Annotated in this window: 11 protein-coding genes; 8 read left to right on the top strand and 3 right to left on the bottom strand. The window is 68.1% G+C overall.

The features are described from left to right. From ACFZDL_RS40300 to dnaA, 3 genes are all read right to left on the bottom strand, one after another. On the bottom strand, positions 1–235 hold a 235-nt coding region (locus ACFZDL_RS40300; protein WP_353590110.1), incomplete at its 3' end, for an NAD(P)-binding domain-containing protein. A gap of 90 nt (positions 236–325) precedes the next feature. After that, positions 326–1,456 (bottom strand): DNA polymerase III subunit beta, encoded by a 1,131-nt coding sequence (dnaN, locus tag ACFZDL_RS40295; RefSeq protein WP_353590111.1) that lies wholly within the window; start codon positions 1,454–1,456, stop codon positions 326–328. A gap of 867 nt (positions 1,457–2,323) precedes the next feature. After that, positions 2,324–4,222, bottom strand: a complete 1,899-nt coding sequence (gene dnaA / locus ACFZDL_RS40290; protein ID WP_353590112.1) for a chromosomal replication initiator protein DnaA — start codon at positions 4,220–4,222, stop codon at positions 2,324–2,326. A 457-nt stretch (positions 4,223–4,679) separates the two neighbouring features. Here dnaA and rpmH point away from each other — a divergent pair, with 457 nt between their 5' ends. The 8 genes from rpmH (at position 4,680) to ACFZDL_RS40250 (ending at position 10,558) form a co-directional block, all read left to right on the top strand. Beyond that, positions 4,680–4,817: a 50S ribosomal protein L34 gene (gene rpmH / locus ACFZDL_RS40285; protein ID WP_003956500.1), complete on the top strand. Its 138-nt coding sequence runs from the start codon at positions 4,680–4,682 to the stop codon at positions 4,815–4,817. Positions 4,818–4,841: 24 nt separating this feature from the next. After that, the gene (rnpA, locus tag ACFZDL_RS40280) at positions 4,842–5,225 is read left to right on the top strand and encodes a ribonuclease P protein component (protein ID WP_353590113.1); all 384 of its coding nucleotides are present in this window, start codon (positions 4,842–4,844) and stop codon (positions 5,223–5,225) included. After that, positions 5,222–5,539, top strand: a complete 318-nt coding sequence (gene yidD / locus ACFZDL_RS40275) for a membrane protein insertion efficiency factor YidD (protein WP_089507409.1) — start codon at positions 5,222–5,224, stop codon at positions 5,537–5,539. The genes rnpA and yidD overlap by 4 nt, the downstream gene beginning before the upstream one ends. A gap of 3 nt (positions 5,540–5,542) precedes the next feature. Next, entirely contained in the window at positions 5,543–6,706 is a 1,164-nt protein-coding gene (gene yidC, locus ACFZDL_RS40270) for a membrane protein insertase YidC (protein ID WP_353590114.1), read from the top strand. Between the two features lie 14 nt (positions 6,707–6,720). Next, a complete protein-coding gene (locus tag ACFZDL_RS40265) occupies positions 6,721–7,230 on the top strand; it encodes a R3H domain-containing nucleic acid-binding protein (RefSeq protein WP_014177964.1) in 510 nt (169 codons plus the stop codon). A 130-nt stretch (positions 7,231–7,360) separates the two neighbouring features. Continuing rightward, positions 7,361–8,074 carry a 16S rRNA (guanine(527)-N(7))-methyltransferase RsmG gene (gene rsmG / locus ACFZDL_RS40260; RefSeq protein WP_353590115.1) on the top strand — a complete coding sequence of 238 codons (714 nt, stop codon included), beginning with the start codon at positions 7,361–7,363 and terminating at the stop codon, positions 8,072–8,074. Between the two features lie 274 nt (positions 8,075–8,348). Continuing rightward, entirely contained in the window at positions 8,349–9,434 is a 1,086-nt protein-coding gene (locus ACFZDL_RS40255) for a ParA family protein (protein ID WP_353590454.1), read from the top strand. Continuing rightward, complete coding sequence (locus ACFZDL_RS40250) at positions 9,431–10,558, top strand: ParB/RepB/Spo0J family partition protein (RefSeq protein WP_353590116.1); 1,128 nt, start codon at positions 9,431–9,433, stop codon at positions 10,556–10,558. The genes ACFZDL_RS40255 and ACFZDL_RS40250 overlap by 4 nt, the downstream gene beginning before the upstream one ends. The last annotated feature ends 146 nt before the right edge of the window (positions 10,559–10,704 follow it).

The raw sequence follows: 10,704 nt of genomic DNA, 5'->3' as shown, positions 1-10,704 counted from the left end.
CGCCCGGCGACAGCAGCTCGGCCAGCTCGTCGATGGTGGTCTGGGTCGCGATACCGGCCGGCACCATGACCCACACCACCCGCGGCCCCTCGAGCCTGTCCACAAGGTCGCCGAGGCTGTGGACGTCGGCGAGGTCCGGGTTGCGGTCGTATCCGATGACGGTGTGACCTGCGCGGCGGATGCGCTCGCGCATGTTGCCGCCCATCTTGCCGAGACCGACGAGACCGAGCTCCATCAGTGATCCTTTATGCCGTAGTCATTGCGTTTCGCACCTGAGTCCGAGCGTACGCCCAGGCGTTGGCGCTCAGCTGTGGGCCACACCCGCTCATCCGCTGAGCCGCACCGGCATGATCAGGTACTTGTACGCCTCGTCCGCCTCGGCGTCCATGGCCGGCTTGCCACTGAGCAGAGCCGGCTTGGTCGACGTGGTGAACGAGAGCTGGGCGACCGGGGAGTCGATCGCGCTCAGCCCGTCCAGCAGGAAGGTCGGGTTGAAGGCGATCGAGATGTCGTCGCCTTCGAGCTGGGCGTCGACGCGCTCCACAGCCTGTGCGTCGTCGCTCGACCCGGCTTCCAGGATCAGCACGCCCTGCTCGAAGGTGAGCCGGACCGGGGTGTTGCGCTCGGCGACCAGGGCGACGCGCTTGACGGCCTCCACGAACGGAGCGGTCTCGATCACCGCGACGGAGTTGAACTCGGTCGGGAACAGCGTGCGGTACTTCGGGAGATCGCCTTCGAGCAGCCGGGTCGTGGTACGGCGCCCGGCGCCCTCGAAACCGATCAGCCCCTCTCCGGCACCCGAGCCGGACAGCGCGAGGGCCACGGTGTCACCGCTGGTCAGCGACTTGGCGGTGTCCAGGAGCGTCTTGGCGGGCACCAGCGCGACCGCGGAGATGTCGGGCGTCTCGGGCTTCCACAGGAACTCGCGGACCGCGAAGCGGTAGCGGTCGGTGGAGGCCAGCGTGACCGTGTCCCCCTCGATCTCGATCCGCACACCGGTGAGCACCGGCAGGGTGTCGTCACGGCCGGCCGCGATGGCCACCTGGGCCGCCGCGGCAGCGAAGACGTCGCCGGGCACGGTGCCGGTCGCCGTCGGCATCTGCGGCAGGGCCGGGTACTCCTCCACAGGCAGTGTGTGGAGTGTGAATCGCGAGGAGCCGCAGACGACGGTCACCCGCACACCGTCACTGGAGATCTCCACAGGGCGGTTGGGGAGGGCGCGGCAGATGTCGGCGAGGAGGCGGCCGGAGACCAGGACCGTGCCGTCGTCCTCCACGTCGGCTTCCACCGACACACGGGCCGAGACCTCGTAGTCGAAGCCGGAGAGGCTGAGGGCGCTGTCTTCCGCCTTCAGCAGCAGCCCCGCGAGGACGGGTACCGGCGGACGGGCCGGAAGGCTGCGGGCCGCCCAGGCCACTGCCTCCGCGAGTACATCGCGCTCCACCCGGATCTTCACCGGAACCGCCTCCTGCTGTTGCTGGCTCGCCCTGCTGGCCTTCGTCGTCGGCGCTATCGCCGGAGACCAGTCTGACGTACGCCGCCGACAGTCGGTGCGGCTCGGGGTCAAATCGGCGCCCGAGGTGTCGGGCGGCTCGGAGCCCGGTTGTGCACAGGCCCCACTTCGAAACGAATTTCTCGCTCTAACTAAGTGGTCGTAGTAGTAGGCCCTGTGGAAACCGTGGACAACTGGCTTCCCGCAGGTCAGCATCTGTTTTTTGTCCACCGGGCCTGTGGGCGACGGCAGTGGACAAACAGGCTCCGCTGTGGATGCCGCCGAGTTCTGCACACCCGATGCACAGGCGAGACCCGGTTCTCCCCAGCTGTGTCCCCAGTTTTACCCACCTTCCCCACAGCCCAACCCGGCTCGTTGGTGTGATGCCTTTCACTCGTCTCGGTGACCACGCCCGTTTCCTTGCCGAACAGTGGATGAGGGTGTGGAGAAGCTGTGGGTGACGGGGTCTTGGCTGTGGGCGGGCGGTGGACAACCCGGAGCCCGCTCTGTGGGTAACTCGGTCGTCCACAGTCTGTGGACTGTCGATTGTCACAAATCCACACCCGGCTGACCTCCTTCGATACCGCTTCGGCGGCCGCCCCTGTGGACACAGACTGGACAGTCCGGGGATCCCCAGGGTGTGGATGGTGGATCGGCCGCTGATCTGTGGAGAAGCGGCGTCCGAGGTCATGGAATCGAACAGGCCGTACGCGGCGCCGCCGCGTCGCCGGTCGCGGACGGGCCCGGAACGGCGAAGGGCGCTTGTGGGAGTCGTTCCTCCCCAAGCGCCCTGGGCGGGCCCCGGCGCGATGGCTCGCGCCGCGCGCCGCGTCAGCCGTTCTTGATGCGGTTGGTCAGCTCGGTGACCTGGTTGTAGATGGAGCGCCGCTCGGCCATCAGCGCCCGGATCTTGCGGTCGGCGTGCATGACGGTCGTATGGTCACGGCCGCCGAACTGCGCCCCGATCTTGGGCAGCGACAGATCGGTCAGCTCACGGCACAGATACATCGCGATCTGCCGCGCGGTGACCAGCACCCGGCTGCGCGAGGCGCCGCACAGGTCGTCCACCGTGTGCCCGAAGTAGTCGGCGGTCGCGGCCATGATCGCGGTGGCGGTGATCTCCGGGGCCGCGTCCTCGCCGCCGGGGATCAGGTCCTTCAGCACGATCTCGGTCAGGCCGAGGTCCACCGGCTGGCGGTTCAGGCTGGCGAAGGCCGTGACCCTGATCAGCGCCCCCTCCAGCTCGCGGATGTTGCGCGAGATACGGGAGGCGATGAACTCCAGCACCTCCGGCGGAGCGTTCAGCTGCTCCTGCACCGCCTTCTTGCGCAGGATCGCGATACGCGTCTCCAGCTCCGGCGGCTGCACATCGGTGATCAGGCCCCACTCGAAGCGGTTGCGGAGCCGGTCCTCCAGGGTCACCAGCTGCTTGGGCGGCCGGTCGGAGGACAGCACGATCTGCTTGTTGGCGTTGTGGAGCGTATTGAAGGTGTGGAAGAACTCCTCCTGCGTCGACTCCTTGCTCGCGAGGAACTGGATGTCGTCGACCAGGAGGATGTCCATGTCGCGGTAGCGCTTGCGGAACGCGTCCGCCTTGCCGTCGCGGATTGAGTTGATGAACTCGTTGGTGAACTCCTCGGAGCTCACATAGCGCACCCGCGTCCCCGGGTAGAGGCTGCGCGCGTAGTGCCCGATCGCATGCAGCAGGTGGGTCTTGCCGAGCCCGGACTCCCCGTAGATGAACAAGGGGTTGTACGCCTTGGCGGGCGCCTCGGCGACCGCGACCGCCGCGGCGTGCGCGAAGCGGTTGGACGCGCCGATGACGAAGGTGTCGAAGAGGTATTTCGGGTTCAGGCGCGCGGTCGGCTCACCGGGGCCGGGCGCGGGCGCCGGCTGCGCGGCGAGCGGGCCGGGGGCGCCGGTCTGCGAGGGCAGCACGGGCGGGCCGCCGCGGGAACGATCCAGCGGGTCGGGGAGCTCCCGGCGTGACTGCTCATAGGGCGACCGATCGGGCCCCGGGCCGGAACCCGGGCCAGGGGCGGACCCAGGCCGCTCGGCGCCCGGGCCCCGGTAGTCGGAGTGCGGCTGCTGATCGTAGAGCTGCTGGTCATAGCCGGGCTGGGGACGCTGGGTGGCGTACGGGTCGCCCTCGGGGAAGCCGCCGAGCCGGGGCTGCTGCCAGCCGTAGTCGTCGCGTGGCCGGGGCCAGCCGCCGGGCTCGGGCCGGTGCTGCTCATAGCCTGGGTAGGCGGGGCGGGCCGTCGGCAGCTCATCTCCCGCCGGACGGCCGTATCCGTCCCGGCCGCCGTATCCGTCGCGGTTGTCGTAGCCCTCGTAGGCGTCGCGACTCTCGTAGGGGTCGCGGTTCTCGTGGGGGTCGCGACTTTCATAGGTGTCGCGACTTTCGTACGTGTCGCGCTGCGGCTGCTGCGGGACCATCGGCTCGGCGGCGGAGTCGTCGACGGTGATCGCGATCCGGATCGGGCGGCCGCACTCGCGGCTGAGCGTTTCGCTGACGATCGGGGCCAGCCGGCCCTCCAGCACGCCCTTGGCGAATTCATTGGGCACGGCCAGCAGCGCGGTGTCGGCGACGAGGGCCAGCGGCTGGCACCGCTTGATCCAGTGTTCGTCCTTGGCCTCGACGCCTGGTCCGCCCTGGCCGCCCTCTCCGAGCAGCCGCTCGAGCACACGTGGCCACACTGCGGCAAGATCGGCGGGTACGTCAGCCACAGGGCACGCTCTCTCACTCGCTGGGTGGGGGGACGCCGACAGGTCCCACGAATGTGCGGTTCTCGGGACGGGCGGGAAGGAATCGGAGCTCAGCCACGGTAGTCAGGCCATGGCGCGCGGTTCAAGTCGTTGTCCACAGGGTGTGTACAAATGTGCCATGCGATGTCGCCCCGCGTTCCCTTGCCCCCGCATCCGAGGGGGGCCGCGCCTTGGTGGGGCGCCGCCCGGCCGCGCCACCGGGCGGCGCCGGTTTGACCGGATGGCGTAATCGCGCGTACCGTAACCAGGTCGAGTTGTCGATGGCTGCTGCCGCCTGCCTCCGATGGGCAAGGGTCGCGGACCCAGGGTCTGACGATCATGAAGCGGTGCACTCGGGCGTATTGCGAGCTACTCGTGGGCGCACGGTGACAGCCAGGCGATGTCCCGCCACCACACGATTCATTTCTGGAGCCCCCGAGTGAGCAAGCGCACCTTCCAGCCGAACAACCGCCGCCGCGCGAAGACCCACGGCTTCCGGCTGCGTATGCGCACCCGTGCCGGCCGCGCGATTCTCGCGTCCCGCCGTAGCAAGGGTCGCGCCCGTCTGTCGGCCTGAACAGCCTGACGCAAGGTCCATGACGTGCTGCCTACCGAAAAACGGCTGAGGCGGCGCGAGGACTTTGCAGCCGCGGTACGCCGAGGGCGCAGGGCCGGCCGCCCACTCCTCGTCGTGCACTATCGCAGCGGCCTTGCCAGCGGTGAAACGGACCCGCACGCACCTGGGGAGAGTGCTCCCCCCGCGCGTGCGGGTTTCGTCGTGAGCAAGGCGGTCGGCGGTGCTGTCGTACGCAACCTGGTGAAGCGGAGGCTGCGCCATCTCATGCGCGACCGCCTCGATTTTTTTCCCGCAGGTAGCCTTGTGGTCGTACGGGCGCTGCCCGGTGCGGGCGAGGCGGGCCACGACCAGCTGGCCCGCGACCTCGACACCGCAGTGCGGCGGCTACTGGGAGGGGTGCCGCGATGAAGTACCCGCTGCTGTGGTTGATCAAGCTGTACCAGTGGACCATCAGCCCGATGCTGGGGCCGGTCTGCAAGTACTACCCGTCGTGCTCACACTACGGCTACACGGCCATTGACCGGCACGGCGCGGTGAAAGGAACGGCGCTGACGGCGTGGCGCATCCTGCGCTGCAACCCGTGGTCGCTCGGCGGCGTCGACCACGTTCCTCCCCGGAAGCGCCCGGTCTGGCACCAGCGGCTGCGCAACCGCCTCGGCGGGCACTCCGCCGGGGAGCCTGCCCCACAGCCCGAGACCCAGCCCAACGCCCAAGGAGCCTGATTCGTGGACACGATCCTCGGTCCTCTTTATGACGTAGTTTCCTGGATCATCGTCCAGTTCCACGCGTTCTACAGCCTCATCTTCGACCGGGACAGTGGCTGGGCGTGGGGTCTGTCCATCGTTTCGCTGGTGGTACTGATCCGTATCTGCCTGATCCCGCTCTTCGTGAAGCAGATCAAGGCGACGCGGAACATGCAGGCGCTCCAGCCGAAGATGAAGGCGATCCAGGAGCGCTACAAGAGCGACCGGCAGCGCCAGTCCGAAGAGATGATGAAGCTCTACAAGGAGACGGGTACCAACCCGCTCTCGAGCTGTCTCCCGATTCTGGCGCAGTCGCCGTTCTTCATCTCGCTGTACCAGGTCCTGAACCACATCGCGAACAACCGCACGGTCGGTTTCATCGACCAGTCGCTGCTGGACAGCGCCCGTCAGGCGCATATCTTCGGCGCCCCGCTGTCCGTGAAGTTCATGTCGTCCGCCTCGAAGGTCGAGTCCCTCGGCGCCTCGCTGACGGACGTCCGGGTCGTGACGGTCGTCATGATCGTCCTGATGTCGGCGTCGCAGTTCTTCACCCAGCGCCAGCTGATGACCAAGAACGTCGACCTGACGGTGAAGACGCCGTTCATGCAGCAGCAGAAGATGCTGATGTACGTCTTCCCGGTCATGTTCGCCGTCTTCGGCATCAACTTCCCCGTCGGTGTCCTCGTCTACTGGCTGACCACCAACGTGTGGACCATGGGCCAGCAGATGTTCGTCATCCGCCGTAACCCGACCCCCGGCAGCGTCGCCTACAAGGCTCGCCAGGAGCGGCTGCTGGCGAAGGGGAAGATCAAGGAAGAGCCGGCCGAGGTCGAGGCCAAGAAGGCGGCCGAGACGGCTCGCGCGAACCGTCAGCAGCCCAAGCGGCAGAGCAAGTCGCAGCGCCAGTCGGGCGGCACGGGCCACGCCAGGGCCACGGCGCAGTCCCAGCCGCAGGTCGCCAAGACCTCGCTGGACAAGTCCGCCTCGGAGGAGCCGGGCTCGGAGAAGCAGCAGCGCAGCGTGGCGCAGAAGAAGGGCGCGCAGGGCGGTAAGCCGGCCGGCGGCTCGGCTTCCGGTTCCTCCCGTACCGCCAAGTCCGGGCAGCGCAAGGGCCAGCAGCGCCCCAAGCACCCGTCCAAGAAGTAAGAAGGAGTCCATCCGTGACGGAAGGCACCACCCCGGCTGCCGAGGGTGTCGACACCCTGACCCGCCTCGAGCAGGAGGGGGAGATCGCGGCCGACTACCTCGAGGGGCTGCTGGACATCGCGGACCTCGACGGTGACATCGACATGGACGTCGAGGCCGACCGTGCCGCGGTGTCGATCATCAGTGATTCGACCAGTCGTGATCTGCAGAAGCTGGTGGGCCGGGACGGTGAGGTGCTGGAGGCGCTCCAGGAGCTGACCCGGCTCGCGGTGCACCGGGAGACCGGCGATCGCAGTCGGCTGATGCTCGACATCGCCGGATACCGGGCCCGTAAGCGCGCCGAGCTCACCGAGCTGGGCACCAAGGCAGCGGAGGAGGCCAAGGGCACCGGTGAGCCGGTGAAGCTGAAGCCGATGACGCCCTTCGAGCGGAAGGTCGTGCACGACGCGGTGGCGGCCGCCGGACTGCGCAGCGAATCGGAGGGCGAGGAGCCCCAGCGTCGCGTGGTCGTGCTTCCGGTCTGAACCGGCCCAGCCTCATGATCCACACGGCCCCGTCTGCTCGCAGGCGGGGCCGAATCTTGTCAGCCTTGCATCAGCTGTCAGCCTCGCATCAGCGTTCACCACAGTGTTCGGTATGGAAGGACGGTTTCCCGTGACGGAAGCAGCGGAGCTCCCCCCGGCCCCCGAGGAGGCGCGGGAGGTATTCGGTGAGCGCTTCTTGGAGGCCGTCCGGTACGCCGAACTGCTCGCCGACGTCGGGGTGACCCGCGGTCTGATCGGGCCCCGTGAGGTACCGCGGCTGTGGGAGCGCCATCTGCTGAACTGCGCGGTGCTCTCCGAGGTGGTGCCCGAAGGGGTCACCGTGTGCGATGTGGGCTCGGGCGCCGGGCTGCCCGGAATTCCGCTGGCCCTGACCCGCCCGGATCTGCGGATCACGCTGCTGGAGCCGCTGCTGCGCCGTACGAACTTCCTCCAGGAGGTGGTCGAGCTGCTGGGGCTGGACCATGTGACGGTGGTGCGGGGCCGGGCCGAGGAGGTCCTGGGGAAGCTGCCCGCGATGCATGTGGTGACGGCGCGCGCCGTGGCTCCGCTGGATCGGCTCGCCGGCTGGGGGGTTCCGCTGTTGCGCCCGTACGGAGAGATGCTGCTGCTCAAGGGGGACACGGCGGAGGAGGAGCTGAAGCACGCCCGCGCCGCGCTGAGCAAGCTCGGGGTGGTCGGGACCTCGGTCCTCCATGTCGGGGAGGGCATCGTCGATCCGCTCTCCACCGTGGTGCGGGTCGAGGTCGGAGAGAGCCCCGGCGGTGTGCGTTTCGCCGCCAAGCGGGCCAAGGCGGCCCGTAAGGGCCCCCGGCGCCGCCGCTGAGCGGTCGGGGCCGGTCCGTGATCTCTGCAGCCGACGTTGCTCCATAGGACGGGCACGGCTGCTCCATACAAGCTGCCAAAACTACGCATACCGGAGTGTCGCGACGAATCGGTGAGGCTGTCCGTGCATCGTGTTTCACGTGAAACGTCGCTCCTTGCTGCATGGAATCATCAGTCGTGGGCGTGCGGCCGCGTTGCCGCGCGACCGTCGGCCCCGACGGGACGTGGATTCATCCACAGGAGAACGGACCTCGCTGGTTCACAACCCCAAAAGCATGGCAGGCTCTGTTCATCGCGAGCCTGATGTCGAGGAGAGTGAATCCTTGCGGTCCGACGCCAACATCGCGGGGCCGATGACCGATCCGGTCCCCGGTCCCCGTACTGAATCGGCGGGGGAGGATGTTTCACGTGAAACACCGCCCCCGATGGACGACACCCCCATTGGTCGTGCCGCCGAACTGGCGGTCCAAGCCCTGGGCCGCGCGGGCGAGGGACTGCCCAGGCCGGAGCAGACCCGGGTGATCGTGGTCGCCAATCAGAAGGGCGGGGTCGGCAAGACCACCACCACGGTCAATCTGGCCGCTTCCCTTGCCCTGCACGGCGGCCGGGTGCTGGTCATCGACCTCGATCCGCAGGGCAATGCCTCGACGGCGCTGGGAATCGATCACCACGCCGAGGTTCCGTCGATCTATGACGTGCTGGTCGACAGCAAGCCCCTGTCGGATGTGGTGCAACCCGTTCCCGATGTGGAGGGGCTGTTCTGTGCCCCGGCCACGATCGATCTGGCGGGTGCGGAGATTGAGCTGGTCTCGCTGGTGGCGCGGGAGAGCCGTTTGGAGCGGGCCATTCAGGCCTATGAGCAGCCGCTGGACTACATCCTCATCGACTGCCCCCCGTCCCTCGGCCTGCTGACGGTCAACGCGCTCGTCGCCGGGGCCGAGGTCCTGATCCCGATCCAGTGCGAGTACTACGCCCTGGAGGGGCTGGGGCAGCTGCTGCGCAATGTCGATCTGGTGCGGGGGCATCTCAACCCCAAGCTCCATGTCTCGACGATCCTGCTCACGATGTACGACGGCCGGACCCGGCTGGCCTCCCAGGTCGCCGATGAGGTCCGCAGCCACTTCGGCCATGAGGTGCTGCGGACCAGCATCCCCAGATCGGTGCGCATCTCCGAGGCCCCCAGCTATGGGCAGACGGTCCTCACCTATGACCCGGGGTCCAGCGGGGCGCTGTCCTATCTCGAAGCGGCCCGGGAGATCGCGCTCAGAGGGGCCAACGTCCACTATGACGCCCAGCGGGCGCATACCGTCCCAGAGATCAGCCCGCACGACCAGCACAGCATGCAGGAGGGGATTCAGTGAGTGAGCGACGCAGAGGACTGGGCCGTGGGCTCGGGGCTCTGATCCCTCCCGCGCCGAAGGGGACGGATGGCTCCGGGCCCGCGCCGGCGGCGGGACCTGTCACGGCGACGGGGGTGTCCACCTCGCCGTCGGCGGTCCCGGTGCTGACACAGGAGCGTGGCGTGGCCGCGGCCAAGGTGACCTCGCTGCCCTCCCATGGCCTTCCACCCGAGACCGAGAGCGTGCCGCAGCAGCCGGAGGAACTGCCTCAGCCCGTCGTGGAGGAGGTGGCCGGAGCACACTTCGCCGAGCTGCCGCTGGACTCCATCACCCCCAATCCGCGGCAGCCGCGTGAGGTGTTCGACGAGGACGCCCTTGCCGAGCTGGTCACCTCGATCCAGGAGGTCGGGCTTCTCCAGCCCATCGTCGTCAGGCAGTTGGCCCCCGAGCGCTATGAGCTCATCATGGGCGAGCGTCGCTGGCGGGCCTGCAGGGAGGCGGGGCTGGAGAAGATTCCGTCGATCGTCAGGGCGACCGAGGACGAGAAGCTTCTCCTGGACGCGCTGCTGGAGAACCTGCATCGCGCACAGCTCAACCCCTTGGAAGAGGCGTTCGCCTACGACCAGTTGCTGAAGGACTTCGAGTGCACGCATGACGAGCTGGCGGACCGGATCGGGCGTTCCCGCCCCCAGGTCTCCAATACGCTCCGGCTGTTGAAGCTGTCGCCCAAGGTGCAGAGCCGGGTTGCGGCGGGCGTTCTCTCCGCGGGCCACGCCCGTGCGCTGCTCGGTGTCGATGACCCGGAGGAGCAGGACAAGCTGGCGTACCGGATCGTCGCCGAGGGGCTTTCGGTGCGGTCGGTCGAAGAGATCGTGACCCTCATGGGCTCGCGGTCGGGAGGCAGGCCGAAGGCGAAGGGGCCGCGCGCGGGCACGAAGATCTCCCCCGCGCTCACGGATCTCGCCTCCAGGCTCTCCGACCGCTTTGAGACCCGGGTAAAGGTGGACCTCGGCCAGAAGAAGGGGAAGATCGTCGTCGAGTTCGCCTCGATGGAGGATCTGGAGCGCATCCTCGGCTCGCTCGCCCCGGGCGAGGGGCCGGTTCTGGAGCAGCGGCTCTCGGAAGCAACGGAAGAGGAAGAGTAGGACAACCGGTCCTACGGGCAGAGCGGGGCGGGTCGTATTCCGGCGTGGTCGGAACACGACCCGCTCTTTGCTCAAGGGCGGTATCAGTGCAATCTCGGCACGGATACGATGCGATCAGGTAGGACGGATCCATATGGAGGCGTCTT

The organism is Streptomyces sp. NPDC007917 (genome assembly GCF_042959105.1).
Lineage (GTDB): Bacteria > Actinomycetota > Actinomycetes > Streptomycetales > Streptomycetaceae > Streptomyces.
This window is presented reverse-complemented; position numbering and strand designations above follow the sequence as displayed.

Bases quoted from the DNA above. Each gene is read 5' to 3' on its own strand.
- yidD (WP_089507409.1), top strand. From the start codon at position 5,222: ATGAAGTACCCGCTGCTGTGGTTGATCAAGCTGTACCAGTGGACCATC.
- ACFZDL_RS40255 (WP_353590454.1), top strand. From the start codon at position 8,349: ATGGCAGGCTCTGTTCATCGCGAGCCTGATGTCGAGGAGAGTGAATCC.